The 24,802-nt window shown below is 42.9% G+C and carries 21 protein-coding genes and 1 pseudogene; 12 read left to right on the top strand and 10 right to left on the bottom strand.

Annotation, left to right across the window (positions count from 1 at the left end):
• Positions 1 to 88: 88 nt before the first annotated feature.
• Positions 89 to 229: a hypothetical protein gene (locus F6K63_RS20395; RefSeq protein WP_154659633.1), complete on the bottom strand. Its 141-nt coding sequence runs from the start codon at positions 227 to 229 to the stop codon at positions 89 to 91.
• Positions 230 to 350: 121 nt separating this feature from the next.
• On the opposite strand from F6K63_RS20395, the gene F6K63_RS20390 reads away from it, so the two are divergent.
• The 3 genes from F6K63_RS20390 (at position 351) to F6K63_RS20380 (ending at position 3,300) form a co-directional block, all read left to right on the top strand.
• Positions 351 to 1,388 (top strand): ATP-grasp domain-containing protein, encoded by a 1,038-nt coding sequence (locus tag F6K63_RS20390; RefSeq protein WP_287313015.1) that lies wholly within the window; start codon positions 351 to 353, stop codon positions 1,386 to 1,388.
• A gap of 71 nt (positions 1,389 to 1,459) precedes the next feature.
• Positions 1,460 to 2,026: a GNAT family N-acetyltransferase gene (locus F6K63_RS20385; RefSeq protein ID WP_008177758.1), complete on the top strand. Its 567-nt coding sequence runs from the start codon at positions 1,460 to 1,462 to the stop codon at positions 2,024 to 2,026.
• 518 nt (positions 2,027 to 2,544) lie between these two features.
• Positions 2,545 to 3,300, top strand: coding sequence for a cysteine dioxygenase family protein (locus tag F6K63_RS20380; RefSeq protein WP_008177756.1), 756 nt, complete (start codon positions 2,545 to 2,547; stop codon positions 3,298 to 3,300).
• A 374-nt stretch (positions 3,301 to 3,674) separates the two neighbouring features.
• Here the strand turns inward: F6K63_RS20380 and F6K63_RS20375 are convergent, their stop codons facing one another.
• Together F6K63_RS20375 and F6K63_RS20370 are read right to left on the bottom strand one after the other, a co-directional pair.
• Positions 3,675 to 4,874 carry a homocysteine biosynthesis protein gene (locus F6K63_RS20375; protein WP_008177754.1) on the bottom strand — a complete coding sequence of 400 codons (1,200 nt, stop codon included), beginning with the start codon at positions 4,872 to 4,874 and terminating at the stop codon, positions 3,675 to 3,677.
• Between the two features lie 516 nt (positions 4,875 to 5,390).
• A complete protein-coding gene (locus tag F6K63_RS20370) occupies positions 5,391 to 6,584 on the bottom strand; it encodes an AI-2E family transporter (RefSeq protein ID WP_008177751.1) in 1,194 nt (397 codons plus the stop codon).
• A gap of 325 nt (positions 6,585 to 6,909) precedes the next feature.
• Between F6K63_RS20370 and F6K63_RS20365 the strand changes: the two genes are divergently transcribed.
• The 4 genes from F6K63_RS20365 to F6K63_RS20350 all read left to right on the top strand — a co-directional run bounded on the left by F6K63_RS20365 (position 6,910) and on the right by F6K63_RS20350 (position 11,560).
• Positions 6,910 to 7,587, top strand: a complete 678-nt coding sequence (locus tag F6K63_RS20365) for a TraB/TrbI/VirB10 family type IV secretion system protein (protein ID WP_008177749.1) — start codon at positions 6,910 to 6,912, stop codon at positions 7,585 to 7,587.
• Between the two features lie 259 nt (positions 7,588 to 7,846).
• Positions 7,847 to 7,993 (top strand): hypothetical protein, encoded by a 147-nt coding sequence (locus tag F6K63_RS20360; RefSeq protein WP_154659632.1) that lies wholly within the window; start codon positions 7,847 to 7,849, stop codon positions 7,991 to 7,993.
• A 186-nt stretch (positions 7,994 to 8,179) separates the two neighbouring features.
• On the top strand, positions 8,180 to 8,635 hold the full coding sequence (locus tag F6K63_RS20355) for a hypothetical protein (protein ID WP_008177747.1): 456 nt from the start codon (positions 8,180 to 8,182) through the stop codon (positions 8,633 to 8,635).
• A gap of 549 nt (positions 8,636 to 9,184) precedes the next feature.
• Positions 9,185 to 11,560, top strand: coding sequence for a PhoX family protein (locus tag F6K63_RS20350; RefSeq protein WP_287313014.1), 2,376 nt, complete (start codon positions 9,185 to 9,187; stop codon positions 11,558 to 11,560).
• A gap of 659 nt (positions 11,561 to 12,219) precedes the next feature.
• Here F6K63_RS20350 and F6K63_RS20345 read toward each other — a convergent pair.
• The 7 genes from F6K63_RS20345 to F6K63_RS20315 all read right to left on the bottom strand — a co-directional run bounded on the left by F6K63_RS20345 (position 12,220) and on the right by F6K63_RS20315 (position 19,070).
• Positions 12,220 to 13,632 (bottom strand): pyridoxal phosphate-dependent decarboxylase family protein, encoded by a 1,413-nt coding sequence (locus F6K63_RS20345; protein ID WP_287313013.1) that lies wholly within the window; start codon positions 13,630 to 13,632, stop codon positions 12,220 to 12,222.
• A gap of 185 nt (positions 13,633 to 13,817) precedes the next feature.
• Positions 13,818 to 14,720 carry an ATP-grasp domain-containing protein gene (locus F6K63_RS20340; RefSeq protein WP_287313012.1) on the bottom strand — a complete coding sequence of 301 codons (903 nt, stop codon included), beginning with the start codon at positions 14,718 to 14,720 and terminating at the stop codon, positions 13,818 to 13,820.
• A gap of 31 nt (positions 14,721 to 14,751) precedes the next feature.
• The gene (locus F6K63_RS20335) at positions 14,752 to 14,994 is read right to left on the bottom strand and encodes a hypothetical protein (RefSeq protein ID WP_287252038.1); all 243 of its coding nucleotides are present in this window, start codon (positions 14,992 to 14,994) and stop codon (positions 14,752 to 14,754) included.
• On the bottom strand, positions 14,987 to 15,787 hold the full coding sequence (gene pstB, locus F6K63_RS20330) for a phosphate ABC transporter ATP-binding protein PstB (protein ID WP_287313011.1): 801 nt from the start codon (positions 15,785 to 15,787) through the stop codon (positions 14,987 to 14,989). The genes F6K63_RS20335 and pstB overlap by 8 nt, the downstream gene beginning before the upstream one ends.
• The gene (pstA, locus tag F6K63_RS20325) at positions 15,781 to 16,743 is read right to left on the bottom strand and encodes a phosphate ABC transporter permease PstA (protein WP_287266373.1); all 963 of its coding nucleotides are present in this window, start codon (positions 16,741 to 16,743) and stop codon (positions 15,781 to 15,783) included. Before pstA ends, pstB begins: the two co-directional genes overlap by 7 nt.
• Before the next feature lie 96 nt (positions 16,744 to 16,839).
• Positions 16,840 to 17,769 (bottom strand): phosphate ABC transporter permease subunit PstC, encoded by a 930-nt coding sequence (gene pstC, locus F6K63_RS20320; RefSeq protein ID WP_287266370.1) that lies wholly within the window; start codon positions 17,767 to 17,769, stop codon positions 16,840 to 16,842.
• Positions 17,770 to 18,128: 359 nt separating this feature from the next.
• Positions 18,129 to 19,070 carry a PstS family phosphate ABC transporter substrate-binding protein gene (locus F6K63_RS20315; RefSeq protein ID WP_008177732.1) on the bottom strand — a complete coding sequence of 314 codons (942 nt, stop codon included), beginning with the start codon at positions 19,068 to 19,070 and terminating at the stop codon, positions 18,129 to 18,131.
• 618 nt (positions 19,071 to 19,688) lie between these two features.
• Here F6K63_RS20315 and F6K63_RS20310 point away from each other — a divergent pair.
• The 5 genes and pseudogenes from F6K63_RS20310 to F6K63_RS20290 all read left to right on the top strand — a co-directional run bounded on the left by F6K63_RS20310 (position 19,689) and on the right by F6K63_RS20290 (position 24,720).
• Positions 19,689 to 20,810: an alpha-hydroxy acid oxidase gene (locus F6K63_RS20310; RefSeq protein WP_044491789.1), complete on the top strand. Its 1,122-nt coding sequence runs from the start codon at positions 19,689 to 19,691 to the stop codon at positions 20,808 to 20,810.
• Between the two features lie 512 nt (positions 20,811 to 21,322).
• Positions 21,323 to 22,195, top strand: coding sequence for a transporter substrate-binding domain-containing protein (locus F6K63_RS20305; RefSeq protein WP_008177726.1), 873 nt, complete (start codon positions 21,323 to 21,325; stop codon positions 22,193 to 22,195).
• Positions 22,196 to 22,311: 116 nt separating this feature from the next.
• Positions 22,312 to 23,172, top strand: a complete 861-nt coding sequence (locus F6K63_RS20300) for a M48 family metallopeptidase (RefSeq protein ID WP_287263096.1) — start codon at positions 22,312 to 22,314, stop codon at positions 23,170 to 23,172.
• 31 nt (positions 23,173 to 23,203) lie between these two features.
• Positions 23,204 to 23,524, top strand: a pseudogene (locus F6K63_RS20295) (alpha-hydroxy acid oxidase); the annotation flags it as partial.
• Between the two features lie 650 nt (positions 23,525 to 24,174).
• Positions 24,175 to 24,720 (top strand): hypothetical protein, encoded by a 546-nt coding sequence (locus F6K63_RS20290; protein ID WP_008177716.1) that lies wholly within the window; start codon positions 24,175 to 24,177, stop codon positions 24,718 to 24,720.
• The last annotated feature ends 82 nt before the right edge of the window (positions 24,721 to 24,802 follow it).

Genomic DNA, 24,802 nt, shown 5'->3' with positions numbered 1-24,802 from the left:
GAGTGGTTAGGGAGTAGGGAGTAGGGAGGGGTGCATCTCATTTTTGCAATTAAACAAAAATTCTAATAAAATTCCCAAACTGCCTACACTACCCACCCTCCCTAAAATCCCCACGCTTCCGACACTTCCGGCACTTCCCTTCTTTTTTACAAAGATGAGATGCACCCAGTAGGGAGTAGGGAGTAGGGAGTAGGGAGTAGGGATTAGGACAAAAATTTTTGTACCTCATCAGTATGATAATTGCTATAAAAGGAGTAGAAAAGAGTTAGCAATCGGTATAGTAAAATCAGCATAGTAAAATCAGCTTGTAATTTAATGAAAGTAAGAAGTAATATAAGAAGTAATGTAAGATGAAATTACTTTCCATTTGCAATCCTTCTCGATACTCTAGTCCGTTACTGGACATACCCATATTTTACCAACGGCTAGCCCTCGACGAACGATTTGAATTCTTCCACATCCCTACTGAGGGCGTATTCACCCAAGGAGCGAAGACTGAATCGATTCAGGTAGCTTCGGTGAAGGGAATACTACCTTACACTACCTTTCTCGAATTAGATTCACAAGCCCAGGATTTGCGATCGCTAGAGGAGTTTGACTTGGTATTTTGTCGCACCTTAAAGCCTTTTCCTGAAGGATATCTAGATAGACTACGATTGTGGGAACCGTTTGTAAAATTTGTTAACAGTCCTACTGGAATTCATGAGCAAATTCAGCAAGAATTCTTCCTCAAAGTAGCCAGTAAATTTACACCAGACATGATAGTAACCGGTAGCTGGATGGAAGGATTGGCTTTTTTTGAAAAGCACCAAGTTATTGTGGCTAAGCGATATAATAGTTGTGGTGGTAGAGGAGTTTTTAAAATTTGGGATCACAACGGTCATTTCTTAGTGGATAATCCCTTTGCAGCTACCAGGGAGTTTAGTCACTTTTCCGAGGTGATGAATTATCTGAAAGGTTCCACAGGTAAACCACTACAATTTGTGAAATACTTGCAGCGAGTTGATGTGGGAGACAAGCGGATTGTTGTGGTAGATGGTGAAATTTACGGTGCCTATATCCGCCGTTCGAAAAGTGGTCATTGGGTGCATAATGTCAGCGTAGATGGAGAATGTTTCTTATCAGATATCAGCTCTGAAGAAAAAGAAGCAATTCACGCTACCTTTGAACACTATCGCTGTCGGGGTATACATACCTTGGGATATGACTTTTTGATGAATGATGAGGGTAACTGGTGCATTAGCGAAATCAATGGAGGAAATATTGGTGGCTTTGCTAGATTAGAACTGTTAACCAACCAATCGATAATGGAGCGATTGTTTAGCTGGATGATTGAGTTTTATCGAAAGCCGAGAAAAAACCTATCGTTATCTTTGGTTGAGGATTAGGAGTGTTTAGTTCTCTAAATTATAATTGAGAGAGAGCAAATAATTACGGGCAACAAAATAAGTGCAGAAAAATGTCAACTAAACAAGAGAATTTCTGTGCAGATTTATCAGAGCATCCCAACATTCTGGTAAGGCAATATAAAGAGACTGATTTTCAAGCAATTGCATCTATCTATAACGAGTCTATCGTTGCAGGCAACAGTACGATGGATTGCCAATTTTATACCGCTGAGGACATGGAAGTACTCGCGAATAAGTTTGGCGATCGCGAAACCATACTGGTTGCAGAACGAGAAAGCTGTGTTATCGGGTGGGGTGTCATCAAGCGCTATAGCCCTCGCTTAGGCTACCGTGTTTGCTGCGAGATTTCGATTTATTTTTCTTTAGCGGAAACCGGTAAGGGTTACGGCAGTATTTTACAAACAGCATTGCTCAAGAAAGTTGAGGAGTTTTGCTATCACCATGTCGTTGCTAAAATTTTGGGCTGCAATCAAGGGAGTATTGAATTTCACAAGCGATTTGGATTTGAGGTTGTAGGTGTTCAAAAAGAAATTGGGTTTTTCAAGGGACGCTGGCACGACATGGTTATTATGCAGCTTGTTTTATCCCATATCTTACCTTACCGTCCTGAACTATAACATTCTGTGTTTTAGTTTTGAGCATGGGAGGAGCTTGCAACGGATAGTTCGAGCGGATGTAACGGATAGCAATATGGGAAGGAGGTCGAAGAGGTGCAGCGATTTCTTTATCGTTTCAATCAGGCTTGCTATAGCTTGAATAAATCTTTGATGATATGAGGAATAATCATCATGTGTTCTGAATCAAAATAAGCTGAGATATTTCTCAATTTTTTTCAGACGATAGTGAGGAATTTATCAGCTTTCTCTCAGCCTAGAGCTTTAAGGTTTATACAGTCAAGTCAACCAGTGAGGAATTATTAGTTAGGTAAATCTAGGGATGAGGGATTAAGTATTAGGGATTAGGCTTTGAATAGTAAACTCTAACAGCATTCCCCTAACACCATTCTCCCACCTAGTAATACTATCAATTTCGGTTAATCCATTCGTAGGATGGTTAATCCGATTTTGTTAATTTTCAATTTTTAAGTCTCTATTTTCAGAGAATCAAGTTTTTTAAAAAATTAGAGGATGGCAAAATGATTCAGATTATTACTGGCATGAAGACTTCTGTATCCGACCAAAGTCTTCCCAAGAGTATCCAGCGCTTAATTAGTAATATCCAAAGTCAGTCGGTATTGGTACCGAAAATTGCTCGTTTGTGCATTTTGGATGCACGCATCTCACCGGAAGACTTGATGGGATGGGCTGACTTTGATCATCCCATCACCGACAGCTACGGTCGAAAGCTACTGTACGAGTGTGGTTCCTTTGAAATTATGGTGATGTCTTGGGCTCCAGGAGACTACAGCACGATTCATGACCACGGCACAGCCCAATGGGGAGCAGTACAGTGCTTTGGCGAGGCGGAACACTACGTGTATACCTTAACAGATGGAGTGCTGCAAACCCTGAAGCGACTGGACTATAGCTCTGGAGAGGTAAAGGCGGTAGCTGACGATATGATTCACCAGATGGGCAACCCCGGAGAATCCTGCTTTTTTAGCCTTCATGTATACGGGACCGAAAACTCCAAGGGCTCGATTACTAGCAACGCACGAATCTTTGACCTGCTTGAAGGCAGCATTCAACGCACTGATGGAGGGGTGTTCTTCTGCTTGCCAGAGACACAAATTAAAGAGCGGCACTACGGCTTACAAGCAGACACTGATACCACGCTCAGACACCACGAAAAAATGCGCGATCGCATTTGTCGAATCCTTGCAGTAGAGGACAATCCTCTACTCCGCTCAAAATTAGCTGTGTTAGACGAGCAAATGTCACAGCTCAAGTAAGCTAAAGATAATTGGTAATTGCTAATTGGTAATTGCTAATTGGTAATTGCTAATTGGTAATTGCTAATTATTACTTTTCAAGTAAGCATTCAGCTGTCAGCATTCAGCTGTCAGCCTAATGCTTAAAATAAACATCGAACAGGATAATTTAATAGTTTGAGATTTTAAAGAATTGAAAGTTTGGGGATTTGCCTATCTAAGTATTCAGCCGTTGGCTGATAGCACCTCAAGTAGCACAGGCTTCTAGCCTGTGATGTACCCCATAAGCTGATACGCGACACGCTGATAGCTGTTGGCGTAGCCTGCGCGTAGCGCATATGCTTACCTTTTCAATTTTCAGTTTTTAATTTTAAAATGACCAATGACTAAATCAATCAATCCAAACTAATTTGTGAACCCCATAGGTCTTGAGGTAGAAATGAGCGGTCCATTGGAATTGGTGCTACTGGTTCAGTTAGGGTAAATTTGCCACTCTCAATCCATTGCTTTAATTCCATAGCAACTTGCCGGGAGAGGAAAATACTAGCAAGAGGAGCTACACGTACTAATTTACCATCAATAGTGATCCGACCAGACTTCAGCTGAGCGTAGCTGACTAACCCAAAGGTTGGACGCACCCGTCTAGGAATGGCAAAATCTACCACTGGTGCAACAATGTCTTGATCTTGTACAGCACAACGTTGCACTACTTCTTCATTCAGTACTGGCATTGGTACGCCCACACCCAGCATCAGAGAGGGGCCATAATTTTTAAAGTAACAACCCCGCACCCATTTGGGGTTCATTTGCTTGGCATCTCCAATTAAAGCTAGAGTTGCTGCTGGTCCTATGGGTGTCTGATTGGGAAGGCGTTTTTGCAGTGGGAAGTGTTGGGTCCCTTCCCAAGCAATATAGCCAATACCTCCACCCATAAAAATCCGTGTGCCAATACCCACTAGCTTCAGTTCCGGATCATTGATTAGGGGTGAGATTGCTCCTGGGTTAGAGTAAACCGCATTGGAGAGTTTGGGCTGCAGCAAACCCAGATAAGTATACAAGGGGCGATCGCCTCCATTCACCCCTACAATGAAGTTTTGATACAGATTGCGGGGATTGAATAAGTAAAACTGATTAATCCTATCCTTAGTGATCGTGGTCTCAAAGGAGCTTCTAGGATAACAATCTGTCACCTGTCCAAGGGCTTGCAGGTTGACCGGTTTCCCAGCAATCAGGTCTTCAATGACATGACCACCACCCCTTTGCCTATGTTCTTCCATATCTGGAATCTCACGGTTATCTGGGTAGTCAACAACTTGAGTTGCTCCCAAAAACAAATCCACTGCTCCGAAGCCAGTGTAAGCTGGAACCCCATCTAACCAACATTTCCGTATTTTCACGGGTGGGTCAGTATGTCCCAAATTCATGATTGCTCCGGAAGACTCCATCTGCTCAAAGGTACCGGTAGTAATGATGTCTACTTCTTTCGCCGCCTGAGTCACACCGATGTCTGCCACCCGTGCTTTTAATTCTTCCACTGTCCACACTACGGCACAGTTACCCTCGATTTTGTCATTAATTTGAGCAATGGTTCGCATAGGGATTGGGAATGAGGAGAAGGGTTTTCCAAAATATCACTTGTCAGTGGTATCTTAGCTTACCTCCGTCAGCCGAGGGTGATCATAGGCAGTTGTTAAGTAAGTATTCAGCTATCAGCTATCAGCTATCAGCTATCAGCTATCAGCTATAGCGCTTTTTAAGCTAGTAAGGTACAAGTTTTTGGGTTTTAGGGAGCAGGGAGCAGGGAGTAGGGAGCAGTAAAGTCAGAAGAGGGAAAAGGTAAAAAATTATGTGTACCTCATGAGGCTAAAAACCGCTATATCAGCTATCAGCTATCAGCTAATGCGCACGCTACTTGAGGTGCTTTTGAATACAACAGGTAAGCATTGGAATAATGCTGAGTTACGTCAGCACCTCAAGTAGCGTGGACCTTTTGCCCACGGCTGACGGCTGACGGCTGACGGCTGACGGCTGACGGCTGACGGCTGACGGCTGAATGCTTAAGTTGTTAAAATCCATAGCTCGCGTTGTAACGGTTGAAGGCTTATGAAGGTTTACTCTTCCTCCTTCTCGATTTGATCTGATTTGTCGGATTTGGGGTGATTGTCCGATTCAGTGCTATCCTGGGAATCCTGTGATGTAGTCGGGCTGGCTAAATCAGGATCTGGTGATGCGATCGCAACGATTTCTGAAGGGGTCTGGGTATGTCTGATGGATATCGGACTAGTTTTCCATTGATCGAGGATATCTTTAATTAAAACTTCTTTGAGCCAAACCTGACCAACTACTGTTAATGGTAAAGCTAACAGTAAACCTAAAAAACCAAAGAATGTCGCGAAAAATACCTGAGCCAAAAGGGTTACTGCTGGTAGCAGGGATACCTGTTGCTTCATGACCAGGGGAGTTAGCAAATTACTTTCCACCTGCTGAATAATAATGTAGAGAATTAAAACAGCGATCGCTTTCCAGGGTGCATCTAGTAGAGCGATCGCAATCGGTGGGACTACACTCAATCCAGGGCCAATATTGGGGATAAATGTCAAGATACCTGCCAAAGCCGCCTGTGCCAGTGCCAGTTTAACTTGTAGGATGACCAAACCCACAAAACTTAAGCCAGAAATGGCAGCAATGTTAACGAGAATGCCTACTAACCACCCCCGTAAAGAGTGATCACATAGAGTCAAAATTTCATCAACTCGACGGCGATAGAAAGACGGGAAAAGTCGTATAAAGCTTTGACGATAAGCGTTGGGGTCAGCCAGTAGCATTATGGTCAAAACTAATACCAGCAAAACTTGGGCTACTACAGCCAAAGAGTTAAAGGCAATGGAGAATCCACCACCCAATAACTGATTAAGTAACGGTTGTAGCTGTTGAATTAGCTGATCTATTTGGAGCTCGGGGAAAGTAATCAGATCTGGGGGAAGACGCGCTGACAACACCTCCAACCACTGACCTAATTTTTCTATACCCCTAGGAACTTGATCAGTTAACTCTAGGACTTGGTCGGCAAAGGGTGGCACAATTAGCCAGTAAAACCCTACGGTTAGAGCAACCATCAGAAGAATTGACAGCAGCACAGCAAAAAGCCGTTTGATGCCAACCCGGCGGAATTTTTCCACCAAGATATTTAAGGCATTGGCAAGTACCACAGCAGTAAATATCAGCAGCAGTACTTTACGGATTTGCCACAGGATGTATAACGAAAGGATAAAGGCAAGTAGACCAATCCATGTGCCTAGACTCATGGTAAAACCTCGCAGTGGCTCTATGCAGTCCCAGACCTAATTTTAGTTGTATGGGGCTCAAAAACCTGATCTTACCTCAATTCTACAGATTTTAGGTTTTCAAATTTTAGGTTTTAAAAGAGACAGGATGCGATTAGCCCGAAGGGCTACGCTACGCGAACGCTCCGGGAGCAGAAGATGGGGGTGATGGGGTGATGGGGTGACAAGCAGCTTGAAAGGGAGGGTGACCGGGTTTAGGTAGGGTATCCTGCCCCTCGGGAAACATAACTATGCTCTTTTGAGTCTAATTAATCGCTTATACTCATCCTCAAGGAAGATATATTTAATGTTTATTTCCCATCGTTGGCAGTCCAGAATCGCTCTACTCACAGCATTGGGGATCACTTCAACTGTGGCGTTACCAATGTTGATGGCTACTCAAGCTACTGCCCAGTCTAGATTCTACATCGAGCCACAGTTGGCTCAATTTACCCAAGTCATCATTCCTGCTGGGACTTTGATACCAGTTGAATCCGACGACGCCAAGAGAATCATTGTCACTCGTAATGAAACTCTACCGATAACGGTGATAGTAGCTAGAGATGTAGTCTCCTTTTCAGGAACCCTCCTAATTCCAGCCGGTAGTGAGATTGAAGGTGAAGTGCGTCCAGTTAACAGAGGTTCTCAGTTTGTCGCCGAAGAGTTGATTCTCAGGGATAGTGATCAATCCTTATCTATTGATGCCACCTCCGAGGTTGTCACCAAAACTGAAACTATTACCAAAAACACTGATCCGGATTTGCTCAAAGGTGCTGCTATTGGTGCAGCTGCCGGGGCTGTACTTTCTGAAATCTTTGGTAAGCTTGAGTTTTGGGAAGTTTTAGCTGGTGCTGGACTCGGTTTGGTTACAGAACTTCTCCTTGCAGGAGGTCAGGAAGACGTAGAAGTAGTTGTCATCGACCCTGACACAGATTTAGATGTAACCTTGAAGTCTGATTTAGTCCTTAACATTGACAATCGCTAATCTGAAGGATGAAGGATGAACCCTTCACCCTTCATCCTTGACTTGATAATTAATAATTCATCCTACCCGACGGTAAAGCTATCAGGCGAAGATCCTTAATCGTTAATCTTACCCTACACCGAATTGCTAAGGGCGAACATCCTTGATAATGTAAGCATTCACTTATAGCGCTACGCGCAAGTAAGAAGTTAGAAGTCAGAAGTCAAAAGTAAGCTATGACTAAGTTTCGGAGTTTAGGAGCGATGCAGAGGTGCGACCCGTGGCGAATTTAATTCGCCAACGGAAAACGCACCATTACGGTCTTGGGGGTTTCCCCCATGAGCGACTGCATCAAGACAATGTCCTAACAGTAGCGCGTAGTGCTATATCAGCTATTAGCCTATGCGCTAAAGATAGTGCTACTTGAGGTGCTATCAGCGTGTCGCGTATCAGCTATCAGCCTATGCCCAACAGCTGACTGCTGACTGCTGACTGCTGACTGCTTACTTGATAATTCATTCTTAACCAAAAGTTACTGTCACCTTAATATTCATCTATTATTATCTATTACTATTAACTAGTTAGTCACCAGGTCGTCAGGATAGCTAAGCTGATGGATCTTTATCGCCGCCTTCTCTGGAGTACTATTTTGGTATTCAGTAGTTTAGTTACACAGATTCCAACAGCCTCAGCTGAAATTAAGGAATACCACGTCATCCTTAACTCTGATAGCAGTCAATCATTTGAACGCCTAATTCAGCAGACAGAGAATTTGGCTCAAACTAAACTAAATCAGGAATTTACCGGAAATCCTGATATTACCAGCATTTCTATGATGATTTTAGGTGAACGCAATGGTCAAGTAGTCCCTTTAATGATTGCAACAGTTTCTCGCTCTCAGTGGAAACAATTCCCCATAATCCAGCGATGGGCGAGTTATTTTAGCAATTCTGAAATGCTATTGGGGTTCAGAGCTTCTGATTCATCTCCAGCTCCTTCAAATCCACCTAAATCTTCAGTATTACTTGAAGCTTCATTGGAGGATGATCCAGGTTTTCGAGATGATTAACTAGTTGAATTAACTAGTTTAAATAAAAACTTGGCAACGGTTAACCTTAACTGTAGCAGTGTTAATCCTTTTTAGGTAATTATTTTCACAATTTAGTTTCACAGGTTAAGACTTAACTAATAAATAGTTAAGGTATGGTAAATCTTAATATCAACGAAAAAACACTATAAAGTTAAGACATGCTTAACCATCCAGTTAACCGCTCTTAACCTTAAAAAGATATATCTAATCAGTAGCTAAAAACTAGTACAAGCGTTTACCAACGCAATTTTTTTTAGTAATCAATGCTAGCCATATGAGCGACACCAGGGTATCAAAAAGTAGACAAATATCAGGGTTTAATAACCTTGGCTCACTACTTATGCTTTCAAACAGGGGTGTTCTCACGCTTGGACTGGTTTTCTACTGCAGCATAGCTATAAAATTATTAGCAACAGGGCTGAATTTGTTATAGCCTTTTGACGATTGTTTTTCAGCTAGCTCTGGTGGTAATGGTGCTCAAACTTTGTGATTCCGCTGATTCTTGTAGAGAGATAAAGAGATACTAGAATGTCTAAGCTAACTCGCAGAAAACTGCTAGTTTTCTTTGGGGCGAGTACTGCAGCTACTGTGTTGGCTCCTCAGATAGGCCAAAAACTGTTAGGTGGTGACTATAGTGTTGCCAATGCAGCTACCAGTACTATGGGTATTACCCCGGTGCGTTTACCCCATCCCTTGCCGATTTATCAAACTAAAAAAAGTGCCTTACCCACTGGCATTAATCAAAGCCAACTGCTTGAACCAAGTTCTGACATCAGTCTGGCTACCTACACGGTCATTGATGATGTAGTAGTACCGCCGGAGTACGAACGGTATGTAATTGTCAAATGGGGCGATCGCGTTTTCCCTAATCCAGACGATTATTTTGGCTATAACAACGACTACACTGGCTTTGTTCCTGTAGGTAGAAGCTCTAATGATGGCTATCTCTGGGTCAATCACGAATACGTTTCTTTTCCATTTTCTGACCTAGCTCCCGGTACTTCCAGCAGCTTAGCTGGATTCCCCACTAGCTTTGAGACGGTGATTGGCTATCCTCTACCGTCTAATGTGAATGATATAGAACTGCTTGGAGAATTTTTCTACAACCAAGGAGGTTCTATTGTTCGCATCCGTCGCAATGGTTCCGGTGAACGTTACCAAGTTGTTAAGGATGACTCCAAGAACCGTCGCATTCACGGTCTTTCTGGTTTAGGAATCAATGCTCAGCGGAGTGATGAGTTTAAGAGTGTTACCTCTTGGGGCTCCAGAAGCCATCAGCAAGGGGATCAAAACTACCTGGTGGGAACAGGACCAGCAGCAACTGAAGTGTTTTCTCTGAGTTCCGATGGCTTAGGGAACAAGATTATCGGTACTGCTTACAACTGTTCCGGTGGAACTACCCCTTGGGGTACCATTTTGACTACTGAAGAAAATTTCCAGGGTAGTGCCAGATTCTTCAATGGTGTTACTGAAGCTGTGCTACCTAATGGCACTCAGACTGGCTACACCGAAGGTACCACTGGGTCTGTATTCGGTCTGGTCGGTGAAAAGTATGGCTGGATGGTAGAGATTGATCCAGTTAACCCTAGTGTTCGTGCTAAGAAGCACACTGCGTTGGGACGCTTCCGTCACGAAAATATTACTTTCCGTACTGAGGCTGGTAATAAGTTAGTTGCTTACATGGGAGATGACCGCCGGGGTGGTCACACCTGGAAGTATGTTAGTAAGGGCAAACTGCGGGGCCTCAGTGATAAAGATAACAGTAAGTTATTTGAAGAAGGTACTCTCTACGTTGCTAAATTCAATTCCAATGGCACAGGTGAGTGGATACCATTGGTCTTGAGTACTCCCACCAATCCCAATGCTCCCTCTGAACTGGCTTCTGTTGAGCTAGCTGCTTTAGGTGAGGCACAACGAGATGGTCGGGTGCGCTTACCAAAGCGTGCTGGTATTGCTGGTGCTACTGAGGATGGTGGCTCGTTGGTGGTAGATCTCACTAATGAAGCAACTGCCCTCCCTGGTTATAAGAAGAAAACCCTGGCAGATTTCTACACTAGCCAAGGTGCTATTGTCGTTGATTCTTTCCTGGCAGCTAATCTAGTTGGTGGTACTCCCTCATCCCGCCCTGAGGATCTAGAAGTCCATCCCCGGACTAAAGCGGTATTCATTGCCTATACCGACCATATTGCTGGTGGAGATGGCTATCCAGATTCCCGGATCTTCCAAACTGCTAAACTCAACGCTGATGTTGATGCTAAGCAGCCTTCTGGTGGGATTTACAAGATTATTGAAAACAGCGCTGATGGTACAGGTACTAGCTTCCGCTGGACTCGATTCGTGGAATCTGGAGAAGCTGGAGCAGACGATGGTGCTGGTTTTGCTAATGTAGATAACTTAGCCTTCGATACTAAAGGTAATATCTGGGGTGTCACCGATATGTCTACTAGTCAGCACAACGGTTTTAGAACTGGTGCTGAGCCAACAGAACGCACCATTGACCACACCGACACTGGTGCTACTAGTTCTTTGGTTGGGGTTTATGGTAACAACTGGGTGTTCTATGTTCCCACTAGTGGGCCTAATGCTGGGGAAGTCATCCCCTTTGCTTATGGTCCAGTGCGTTGCGAGATAACTGGTCCAACCTTTATTGGTGATACTTTAATTGTTGCAGTACAGCATCCTGGGGAAAGTGTACCCATTGGTGCAGGTCAGGCACCTCTACAACGAGACATTGAAATCCTGAACTTGGATGGAACTCTGTTTACTCAGAGCCGGACTGTACCTCTTGGTAGTAACTGGCCTAGTAGCTTACCTAAGGCTGATGGTGGTGATGGCAATCCCTCTGGACCACCCCGTCCTTCTGTAGTTGGTATTCGTCGCAAGTCTGGTGAAAGGCTTGTTTAGACTAATGTTGGTTTAGACTAATGGTAAGCATTCAGCTATCAGCCGTCAGCCGTCAGCTTATTTTATTCACAAGCACCATGAGTAGCCTAAGCTATGGGCATAAACTATTCGCTTAGCATGGCCTCAGACCTTGAGCACTTCAAGTAGCGTGGGCGTAGGTTGTTAGCTGATAGCTGATAACTGATAGCTGACGGCTGAATGCTTACGACTATGTTTGTTTAGACAAGACAGCAGAATGAGATAAGACATTTTATCTTTCCCATTCTTTACCTTATTTTTACACCTTTACATTTTAGATGCTGGCGTTCGCTTATAGATTCGTCAGCTTTTTTTTGTTTTTATGTAAGCATTCAGCTATCAGCTATCAGCTATCAGCTTATGGGCAGGCTTGGCCAAAGGCCAAAGTCCAATGGCTGACTGCTGTTCGAGTAGCTTGCGCCTAGGACATATGCTTAGATGGGCAAATCCCCAGACTTTCAATGTTGTAAAATCTCGAACTATTCAATTCTCCCGTTTGATGTTTATTTTTTGATGTTTATTTTAAGCATTAGGCACCTCAAGTAGCGTGGCCATTCGCGTAGGGTGGCCCAAAGGCCAAGGCCAACGGCTGACAGCTGACGGCTGAATGCTTACATTTCAATCGCCTAAAACGACTACTGCTAGGATAAACTATCGCCAATTTTGATAAAGTTAGCAAAAAAGCTATCTAGATCAGCTTCGTTAATATTTGGGTTGCTGAGAATGAAGCGAATTAGAATCTGTTCTTGATAGTGAGCGTAATTGACTAATGCTTGACCGGAGCGCATTAATTGATCACGTATTTCCAGATTAAGCTGATCTAAACCATGATTAGACAGACTGTTATCTCTGGGATTATAGCGAAAACAGATATTCAAAAATGTTGGTTGAACTATCAATTGTAATTTCTCACAACTGCGAATATAATCCGCCGCGTAGCTAGCGAGTTCAAACAAGCGGTCAACCCGTGCTTCATAACCACTTTTGCCGTAGTATTTCCAGGCTAGCCACAGCTTAAGGGCATCTACTTTCCGCCCACACTGCAAGGACATAGTTCCGAGATTATAGGCACTATCTTCATCATCGTGGAAGATATAGTGAGTACCTTGACTAGAACAAGCCTCCAATAAAGTCCCTGGTTGTTTAACCAGAATAGCTGAACAAATCAACGGCACCCCCATAAGTTTGTGAGCATCCCAAGTAAACGAATCTGCTAAGGAGCTACCTTGTAACAGGTGCTTGTGCTGGTTGCTGAATAAAACCGGAGCACCCCAAGACCCATCCACATGTAGCCAGAGTCCATATTTGCTGGTAATTTCTGAAATTGAGAGCAACGGATCGAATGCACCGGCAACGGTAGTGCCCGCAGTCGCTGTAACAAAGAAAGGTGTTTTTCCTTCCCTTAGGCTTTGTTGAATAGCAGCTTCTAATTGTTGCGGGCACATGCGCTGATCGTGATCGGATTTGACTTTAACTACATTGTCTATGCCCATGCCCAACAAATTTGCTGCTTTGAAAAAGGAATAGTGAGCTTGATCTGAGATGAATGCTACTAGCTGGTGATTTCCCAATCCCTTGTTTTTGGCTTCGGGTAGGAGTTTGTGTCGCGCACAAAGCATGGCGATCAGATTAGCATTACTCCCTCCTGTCACCATCAACCCCTCACCTTGAGGAAAACCGATCAAGTCGTTGAGAGCCTCAATCAATTTAATCTCTATCAGCGTGGCGACTGGAGCAACTTCATAGGTATACATAGAAGTATTAGCAGTACTAGTTACCATTTCTGCTAATAATCCAGTTATCTCAAATCCACCCCAAAGCTGGTTAAAAAACTTGTGGCTACTAGTCCGCACGCTGTGATCGAGGTATGATTCAATAATCGGAATTAAATCGGCTAAGGGAACTCCGTTTTCCGGTAAGCTTAAATCGAGTTTTTCCTTAAGGGTTTGAGGGCTTTTGTAATCTATTACCTTGGTATCGGTATTTTTATTTTCCTGCAAATACTTAAGGAGTTTATCAACAGTTAAGTTGATTATTTTTTCAAACTCGATCATAATTTATTATTTGGTATAATTAGATATTTGGTGGAATTGATAAGGGTGCATATCCTAAAAGCAGTTTGACCCGGTGGGTGGAATGGGCATCTTGCCCGTTACAATTTTCGGGCGTTCTGTCCCAACGGTGACGACTACGCATAAAATGAGGGATCGCCCGTCTTATGACGCACCCTACCCAACTATCAAAGTGCTACTAACACCTCGGCAAGTTTCCTCTTGGTGCTAGCGAATACTTCATGTTGTTGATTGTCCCAAATGCTAACACGAGAATTAAGCTCGATGATTTTCGGTTGACCGTTAACTAGGGCAAGATCAATACCATAAAAACGGTTACCGTACTGTACCATGTGTTTTTCAATTTGTTCGACTAGATCTAAGACAGTGCTAGGGATGAGTTCTATTTCTACAACACGCATATCGCCTCCTTCAGTCACGGATGCTACTAATTTTCCTGAAGCTGGAGTACGTACTATAGAGTGAAGAATTTCCCCGTTGAGGAGTGCTACACGAAAGTCATGAACACCATTGACAATACCGGGTATACCTGAGCGTGAATCGATAAACTCTTGCACTAAGAAGGGATAGGGGCAATCCTGCTTCTTTAAGAACTCATCGTCTCCAATGTGGACATTTCTGGCTTCAAGACCATCTACTGGCTTGACAACTTTATACTGTCCTGGTATATCATCTAGTGCATCAAAAAACTCTTCTTGGCTGTTAACAAGATAGGTTTGGGGAGAATAGTCACTGAACAGCTGAAAGGTTTTATATTTTTTGGTGCAAATTTCGTTAATTTCCTGACAGTTAAGAACTGGGATAGTTCCATCAGAGCTAAACAATCCTTTATCGAAAATGACATCAGCTTTGATAGGACCGGTTTCTATAACTTGTCCATCTCGTAATTCCCAACTCTGGGAAAATTGTCCTGACCCTAGATAAGAAGATTGGTGACGAACAACACGAAAATTGGCACCAAAGGCTTCTATTGCTTCACCAAGTTGGGCAATGTGTCGTATGTACTTTTTTTTAGTAAATGGGTAGGAAAAGGTGCCTGCTTCCTCAAAAAAGACAGCAACAGTTTTCAAGGTTGACCTCAAACTGGGAATCAACCGAAAATTATAGCAATTTTTTAAGGAAGCAGGATGTTTGACAAGGGTTTACGATATGCGATCGCGTAGCGTAGCCCTTCGGGCTAATCGCTAATCCCCTCACCGGAGCCTGCTGAGTTTTTGGCGTTGCGTCAGTCAAAGAATGAATAGGAGTAGAGTGGGCATCCTGCCCGCCCCAAAATATCAAGGAACAGGCAAGATGCCTATTCCACAAAACTCCATTATTAAGCAACGCTGAGGTTCTAACCAATGCGTCCGCTAATATAAGCTTCTGTCTGTGAGTTCGCCGGTCGTTCAAAGATTTGCCTAGTCTCCCCAAACTCCATCATTGCCCCCAAGTACATAAACGCGGTATAATCCGATATCCTTGCTGCCTGTTGCATGCTGTGAGTCACAATCAGAATTGTGACTTGTTTCTTCAGCTCAGCAATTAATTCTTCAATGCTGGCAGTAGCAATGGGGTCAAGAGCAGAGGTGGGTTCATCGAATAAAATAATCTCTGGGTCAGCGACTAAAGCGCGGGCAATACAAAGACGTTGCTGTTGACCTCCAGATAGGTTATAGGCTGAGTCATAGAGGCGGTCTTTTACTTCATCCCACAAGGCCGCTCCCCGCAACGCTTTCTCCATTTTTTCTTCTATCAGACGACGTCTATTTTCACCCCGGACTCGCAACCCATAGGCAACATTGTCATAAATTGATTTGGGAAAAGGATTAGGCTTTTGAAATACCATGCTAATCCGCATCCGCACTTCTATCGGGTCAATTTTCTTACCTAAAATGTTGACATCGGAGTCGAGCCAGATTGCTCCCTCGTAGCGATTACCAGGATAAAGGTCATGCATACGATTGAAGCATCGCAGTAACGTGGTTTTGCCACACCCTGACGGTCCAATTAGTGCGGTTACTTGTTTTTCCGGCACCAGTAAACTAATACTTTTGAGAGCATGAAATGAACCATAGTAAAAACTAAGGTTATCCACCTCAGCTTTGGCGTTACTAATGGTTGAGTCGGATAATTTATTAGATAGTTTTTCTACCATTTTAGACCTTTACGGAAGCGATAGCGTAGATAAATAGCAATACCATTCATAGCTAGGGTCATAGCAATCAAGACTGTACCGGCTGCGGCTGCATTTGCCTCAAATGCCCGTTCAGGTCTAGATACCCAGGTAAACATCTGAATCGGCATAACTGTGAATTCAGCTTGAAGCCATGCAAACAGCTGCTGTAAGTTTAGATAGGGAAATTCACCCTGAAAGGGAATATAGGGAAATTCGCTGTTTAATGGAGAATCTGGCAAAAAGCGAATAAATACTAGAGCACCAATGGTAACCACAGGAGCAGTTTCCCCAATTGCCCGAGATAAACCAATGATTACGCCTGTGAGAATACTACCAAACGAATAGGGCAAAACATGATCCCAAATCATTTGCCACTTACTGGCTCCAAGGGCATAAGCAGCCTCCCGGAGATGATTAGGAATTGCCCGCAGTGCCTCTCGTGTGGTGACAATCACCACTGGCAGAATTAACAACGCTAAGGTCAAACCTGCTGAGAGAATGCTTCGACCTAAATTTAACTCATAGACGAATAAGCCCAAGGCTAATAAACCATAGACAATGGAGGGAACTCCTGCCAAATTCGTGACATTAATTTCAATGAAATCCGCTAGCAAGTTTTTTCGGGAATATTCTTCTAAATAAATTCCTGAAGCTACACCAATGGGCACTGCAGCTAAGGCGGTCACTAACATCACCAGACTAGTGCCTACCCAGGCCGACATAATCCCCGCTTTTTCTGCTCTACGACTAGGAAACGATGTAAAAAACTCTGGTGAAATCCGGGATATCCCTGATTTTACCATATAGATGATTAACCCCAGCAAGATAAATATAGCGACCAGAATAACTACCAAACCAACGATGGCAAAAATCTGATTAATAAGCTTACGGCGATTTATATCTTCTCGAATTGTAAGTAAATTTTCTTGTGACATTTATATAGCGTTTTACTATTAGATGTGAAACTAGGATTGATGGATAATCACTAAAATCAAAACATTATGTACTTCACCCAATTTAAAATCGCTATACTAATAAATTTCTCGATAACGCTTAGCTAAGAAATGTCCAATGATGTTTAGGACTAGAGTCATTAAGACTAAGGTTAGTCCAGCCGCAAAAATGGTCTGGTATTCTAGAGTACCATGAGGCAAATCCCCAAGACTTACCTGGACGATGTAAGCAGTGATTGTAGCGGCTTGGTCCAGGGGATTCCAAGCGATCTTGGGTTGTAAGCCCGCTGCGATCGCAACAATCATGGTTTCTCCTACAGCCCTTGATGTTCCTAGGATGTAGGATGAGGCAATGCCGGAAATAGCAGCAGGAAACACAACGTTCCATGCTGTCTGTAACCGAGTTGCTCCCATAGCATAAGACCCTTCCCGTAACTCTACCGGAACCGCTCGCATGGCATCTTCACTAATGGAACTAATAAAGGGAATAATCATCAAACCCATGACTAGACCGGCACTTAGCATATTAAAAACCGGCAATTCAGTAAAAATCTTGCGCAGAAAAGGGCTAACCACCAGCAGGGCAAAATAACCATAAACCACTGTAGGAATTGCTGCTAAAAGTTCCAAACCTGGTTTAATTATTTCTCGTAATGTAGGAGGAGCAAATTCACTTAGGTAAATCGCAGCAATAGTTCCAGTCGGGATAGCAAATAGAAGAGCAATAGTAGAGGTGACTAGGGTTCCTGATATCAATGGCAAAATTCCGTAGTGCTTCTCCAAAAACATCGGTGTCCATTTGGTATCCGTTAGGAAATCAAATAATGATACTTCCTTGAAAAATGCCAGAGATTCCCTAAGCAGGAAAAAGATTATTGCTGCCATAGTGGCGACGGAAGACAATGCCGCCAAAAACAATAGTATTTCAATCCCCCGCTCTCGCAAATTGCGAATTAATTTTGGTGAGAGGCGTTTGGTCTGGTTAAGTCGGATCAGTTTTTCGGTCATTAAATCGGTAATAAAAGTATTGTTTTAAGGCAGCTATCAGCTATCAGTTATCAGCTATCAGCTATCAGCTATCAGCTATCAGCTATCAGCTATCAGCATATGCGTTAGATGGGCAAATCCCCAGACTTTTAATTCTGATTAATCTCGAACTATTATATTTTTCTGTTTGCGTATCGGCGCACACTACGGTAACAACGTTTATTTTAAGCTGACCGCTGACAGCTGAGGGCTGAATGCTTACCCCAGAACTTAGGACTCTTTTCAACATAAGTCAAGAGCGATGATTGATAATTCTACTACTAATCGCTCTTGACGAGATTAAACCAATTAAGTCCTCTAGGTTAGATTCAGTTCTAGGCTTAGTTACCGCTACCGACTAGAACCTCTAACTCTGCGAGGGATTTGGCATAGTCTGCAGAAGATAGAGGCACCGACTTAACCTCAGTGACTAATCGCTCAGCATTTTGGAGGTAATAGGTCACAAACTCACTTACCTCCGTACGCTTAACAGCGTTTTTGTTGACATAGATGAAGATTGGTCGGGATAGGGGCGTGTAAGTCCCGTTACGTACCGTTGTCAGAGAAGGCGTCACCCCATTGATAGCAACAGCCTTCAGCTTGTCTTGGTTTTCTAGGTAGTAGGAAAGACCGAAGTATGCCAGGGCTCTTCGATCCGTTTCTACACCTTGAACCAAAACGTTGTCATCTTCACTAGGGGTGTAATCGGTGCGGCTAGCACCAGACTTGCCGTTAACCTTTTTGGTGAAGTAGTCAAAGGTTCCGGAGTCTGCACCAGGACCGTACAGAACTAGGGGCAGGTCTGGCCAAGCGGAATTTACTTGACTCCATTTGGTTACAGTCCCCTCAGATTCAGGCTTCCAGATTTTATTGAGTTCTTCAACTTTAATGTCTGTAACCGCAGTATTACCTTTATTGACTACGACGGTAATGGCATCGTATGCCACTGGAATGGCCATATACTCAATGCCATTTTCAGCACACAGTGCCTTCTCTTTGTCCTTAATTGGTCGAGAAGCGTCAGAGATGTCGGTTTCACCTTTGCAGAATTTCTTAAAACCGCCACCAGTTCCAGAAATACCAACGGTTACTCGTACCCCATTTTTCTTGAGATCCTGAAACTCTTCCGCTACTGCTTCAGTAATCGGGTAAACGGTGCTAGACCCATCAATTCTGACGGTGGGTCTACCTTGAGAGTTAACTGTAGGTGCCACTAACGCAACAGTTGAGGCTACTAGGGCAAACAAGCCAGCTAGCTTCCAGCTATTTTTCTTGAAATTCATCGCCTTGACCACTGTAAAAAACTCCCAGCAATGTTAGGGTGTCGCAATCCACACTTGGTCAAGACTATAGAGCGATTACTAAGTAATGGTAAGTAATCGCGTAAGGTTTAGTTAAATTTAGGTTAATCCTTGTTTAAGAAACAATTTCAGGCTTTCTTTCGTCTTATATCTATTTATCCTTAGTCTTCATATTATCTTTCTTTTTTTGATTGTCAAGACTAAAACAAATTTAGATAAATAAAGCAGAAATCCGACCCCTTCTGGCTTCTGGGCTATTTATAGTCTCTTTGCCATTCTCCTGTGGACTGGATCTAAAAGCCTGTATAATTAGTCCCGCAGCCGTTCAGGTGCCTTACTCAGAATGGTGCCAGATGTCCATTTAACCTACACCGAACGCCAAAGGCGAACAACATTTTTGAATTAAGAATGTAGAATTTAGAATTTAGAATTTGGAATTCACCATTCAACCTTAAACCTTGAACCTTCAACCTTAAACCTTAAACCTTGAACCTTCAACCAAACAACCTTCAACCAAACAACCTTGAACCTTCAACCTTCAACCTTAAACCTTCATAACCTTCAACCTTCAACCAAACAACCTTCAACCAAACACCTACCTTGAATCAACCAATTAATCTATTCGAGTACGAATCCCTAGCGCCGCAGTATCTATCTCCCATGGCACTGGATTATTACGCCAGTGGTGCTTGGGATGAAGTAACACTGCGAGAGAATCGTGCAGGGTTTGAACAGATAAAACTTCGTCCTCGGATGTTGGTGGATGTTAGTCAACGAGATTTAAGCACGCAAATCCTAGATCAGTCTCTGCCCATACCGATTCTGGTTGCTCCCATGGCATTCCAATGTCTGGCCAATCCAGAAGGTGAATTGGCCACAGCAAGGGCTGCAGCTGAGGTAGGGGCAATCATGGTGTTGAGTACGATGTCCACCAAACCGTTAGAAGCTGTAGCCCTAGCTGGCAAACAGAGCCAACAGAAGCAGGAGGCAACATCCGAGATCAAAAATCCCTCATGGTTTCAGCTTTATGTCCATCGCGATCGCACTCTCACCCGTAGACTTGTGGAACGGGCGGAGGCAGCTGGTTTTAGTGCCCTTTGTCTGACCGTAGATGCACCAGTGTTGGGGTGTCGGGAAAGGGATCGACGCAATCAATTTACTCTACCGGTAGGGATGGAACTGGCTAATTTAGCGACAATGACTGGTCTGGAAATTCCCAAAACCGCAGGAGAATCGGGTTTATTGAGCTATTTTGCCCAGCAAATTGATCCAGCACTGACCTGGCGGGATCTGGAATGGTTACAATCGATCACTACTCTACCGGTGTTAGTCAAAGGCATTTTGCGAGGAGATGATGCTCTCAAGGCATTGGACCATGGAGCGAAAGGAATCATTGTATCGAATCATGGGGGTAGGCAATTGGATAGTGCGATCGCGTCTATCGATGCCTTACCCGAAGTGGTCGCAGCCGTGGGAAATCATCTACCGGTATTAATCGATGGGGGTATCCGCCGAGGTACTGATGTGCTCAAAGCCCTAGCCTTGGGTGCATCAGCGGTGTTGGTAGGTCGTCCGGTGTTATGGGGATTAGCTGTAGCAGGAGTTGCTGGAGTACGCCATGTCTTGCAATTGTTACGAGATGAATTGGATATAGCGATGGCCTTAAGTGGCTGTACTAAGGTCAAGGATATTGACTCTAGTTTGGTTAAAATTAAAGATTAGACATCTCCAGAAATTAGGTTTTCACCTAGATAGGATCGGGGTTTCAGATTCTTTGTCGGAGATGTCTATTGACTAAATTATTAATAAATTAATAATAGCTTTTCATACCTAAATATTAAGCCAAATAGCTTAGTAATATCAATGAATTGGCTGAAGTTATAGCAAGACTGCTTATGTTAAATTTTATGAAAAAAATTATTAGTTATTGGTAATACTTTGATACTATTGCCATAACTTCCTGGCACTTATCAGGGTTAGGGTAAGGGTTAGAGGTTGTCTGAGAAGTATCATTTGCTACATAAAAGCCCCCTAAATCCCCCAAGTTTGGGGGACTTTTACCAGCAAATTGATTCTTGTTCCCCCCAAGCGAGCAATCCCTCGCTTGGGGGGCTAGGGGGGCAAAATTCAGTATCAAAAAACTTGGGAGATATCCTCTTAGATAAGCTTTGAGCGATTTATCTATTGGAAAGTGATATCAGTAAGTAATTATTAGCCTGAAATCCGAAAAAGAAATGAGTAATAAGCTAGCCACTATCACCCTTAGTATTATCTTATCCTTAACCTTTACCTCAGCCAGTTTAGCTGAAACAGTCTTGTCAGAAATTAAGCGCACTGGTGTTTTGAAAGTAGGAATTAGGAGAGATGCCCCTCCCTTTGGTTTTCTAGAGCAAGATCAATGGCAAGGCTACTGCGTGACTAAAATGTATGTTCTAGCCAACCATCTTGGTGAAGTACTCAATAGACCTGTTCGGTTCGAGGCAATTCCATCTGTTCTAGACGAAGACTCCCCTAACAATCGTTATGGGATGGTAGCCAATGGCAAGGTACATCTAGATTGTGGTCCCAATACGATCAAAAGTGCTCCACCACTATCAGGAGTTACTTACTCCACTGCTTTTTATTTTTCCGGGACACATTTTCTAATCAGACCCGAAATGAAGGGTATATTTAATCCTGAAACTTCCCTAGCTGGTAAAAAAATTGGTGTCCTTCCTGGTTCAAATACACATCCCTTAATCTCCAGTACCTACCCATTAGCTGAAATAGTAGACACTCGTTACAGAAGCTCTAACGGTCGAGAATTGGCTCTAAGAGATGTCGTCGAAAGGAGAATTGATGCTTTTGCCAGTGATGGCATGCTCTTAATGGCAGAAGCCTTAAGACAAGGGCTGACATTCCAGGATTTTACCTTAACTCCTGACCGACCGTTGACTTGTGATTTTTACGGAATAATTTTACCTGATAATGATATAGAATGGAAGACAAAAATTGATAAATTTATTACTAACTTAAGGTGGAATATAATTTTGGAAAAATCCTTGGGTGTTGACTCGATTTATTACCAAGGTATACGACAAGCTGCTTATGAAAAATGTGCTAACTAAATCACTGAAAGCTGACTGCTGAAAGCTGACTGCTGAAAGCTGACTGCTGAAAGCTGAATAATGAATACTTACAACCCTATTTTTGATTATTCAAATAGACGCTTAAATAGACGACAATGTTAAACCCATTCTTTTGGATTAAACGTGCTTCCCATCGTCGATGGTTTTACCTGCTGATTGTGGTAGTTGTGGCACTGGGTCTAGGGGTAGGGTTACCCAATACCTCATCAGCATTTGACTCCTGTGGGTTAGATGGTGATGCAGGAATTGAGATAATTCAGTTAATCACCATTTCTGATCAACAAGAATTAGAGCTGGGTAAGTGTTTGAATCAACAAGAAGTTGATCACGGGCTGGAGATTTATAGCGGACGCGAAATCACTGAATACGTCCAAGACATTGGTCAGAGATTAATCCCCTATAGCGATCGCCCCAATTTTCCCTATACCTTTCAAGTAGTCAGGAACAACGATATAAATGCCTTTGCCTTGGTGGGTGGCTTTGTTTATGTTCATACGGGCTTGCTCAAAGGGGTAGAAAATGAAGCTGAGTTAGCTGCAGTGATAGCTCACGAAATTGCTCACATTACCAGCAAACACAGTATCGAGAGGCTGCGCCAGATTATCAAAGACAAGAACCTTGAGGAAAATAGTGAAGTCGAGTACAAAACCATTATAAATCTTCTTGAGGATATCGCCTTCTCTCTTCCCCGAGGACGGCAGCAGGAATATGAAGCAGACCGCAAGGGATTAGAAATGTTGCACCGTGCTGGCTACGCTCCCTCAGGCATGACTGGATTTCTCCAAAAATTAACCAAAGGCAATACACCGGCAATGCTAAGAACCCACCCAGAACCAGCAAAACGCCTTGATACTCTCAAGGAAAGAATCAACAATAAAGGTTGGGATCCCAATGATGGTGATGGCTTAGACAGTGATGCTTACAAACAGAGAATTAAATCTCTACCAATCGAGTAGGTGAGCTACCTATACTGACTGGCTGTAATTGAATCATGGGGGTCGGCAATTGGATAGTGCGATCGCATCTATCGATGCCTTACCCGAAGTGGTCGCAGCCGTGGGAAATTATCTACCGGTATTAATCGATGGGGGTATCCGTAGAGGCACTGATGTGCTCAAAGCCCTAGCCTTAGGTGCATCAGCGGTGTTGGTAGGTCATCCGGTGTTATGGGGATTAGCTGTAGCAGGAGTTGCAGGAGTACGCCATGTCTTGCAATTGTTAAGGGATGAATTGCACATAGCGATGGTGTTGAGTGGCTGTACTAAAGTCAAGGATATTGACCTTAGTTTTGTAAAAATTAAACATTGACCAGAGTAATTAACGAATAACTAGTCACCAATAATTAATCACTAATAATACATTTTGCTTAGTAATATCAATGACTTGGCTGACATTCTAGAAATAATAGGTATGCTATCTTTGATTAGAAAAATCAATATATAAATTAGTATTTATTGGTAATAGTTTGATAGTATCTCACTAAATTACCGCCACTGATCAGGGTGATGGTAAGAGTTATATAAACTTTGAGATTAATCTATTTATCTATTGGAAAGTGAAATAGGCAACTATTGTGCATCATTACCTAGGATAATTGCCAATTTCAAGCCCTAGGGCTAGTTGACTGGCGTTGCTGATTTTGGGTATGGTTTCGCCCCCCTAGCCCCCCAATTCTGGGGGGAACAAGAGTTTCAAAGTCCCCCAAAATTGGGGGATTTAGGGGGCTTTAGCAAAACCAAACGATCGCGCTTCATACTTTAATTCAGCAACCCCAGTTGACTAGCTTTAAGACTAGTAAGTAATTATTAGTTTCAATAATAGCAAGGCTACTCCGTGAATAAAATATATTATATAGCCAACAATTTTTACCTATAAATCCAGAGCTATATCAATTTTTTATCAAAGTAAATAGGGTGCTATTACCAAAACACTAAAATCCTAAAAAGACCGAAAAATTAATGAAACTACCGAACTTATTAACCACCCTCGGTGTAGCATCCATTATCACCACTTTAGCCATAGTAGATATTGCCAAACCACTGGAAACCTTTGCCTATACATCTCCTAATCAGTCAACCAGTGAAGGGATAGGACAAAGCAATGATTTTTTGATTGCATCTGGACGTAGTGCAAACTTTGAGGATGGAATATTTTCTGTACGCCTTCCGGAAACAGGAACTCTGGGACAAGAGCTTGATAATTTTATATCTGCTAATCCTAGTTTCAATGTTGAGTCAAAAGAGAAGTGGGTTAGTAACATCAAAGTCTTTTCTATGACCAGAGGTTCTATTAGTAATGGAAGTGTACCAATCACCGCTAGATGGTCTGTTCGATTATGTTGGAGCACTACTTTTGCCTTAAAGAAATGCGTTGGCGGCTGGATAAACAAAAGTGAGGACTTTGAAACGTCATGCTCTATCGGGGCACAACCACGCTATCTTCGTTGCAGAATGCCAGGGAAAGTTAGTGAATTGGTAAGAGAAGGTAGCATTTCAGTTAACTAAAGTTTATCGATTATTATCCTAATTTTACTAATTAAAAACTGAGCTGTTTGTCCTAAAAGCCAATCCCAAGCTATCGACAGCT

It is taken from the genome of Moorena sp. SIO1G6, from assembly GCF_010672795.1.
In the GTDB taxonomy this organism is placed as follows: Bacteria; Cyanobacteriota; Cyanobacteriia; order Cyanobacteriales; family Coleofasciculaceae; genus Moorena; species Moorena producens.
The sequence above is the reverse complement of the archived record's forward strand: the minus strand, read 5'-3'. Positions and strand labels throughout refer to the sequence as shown.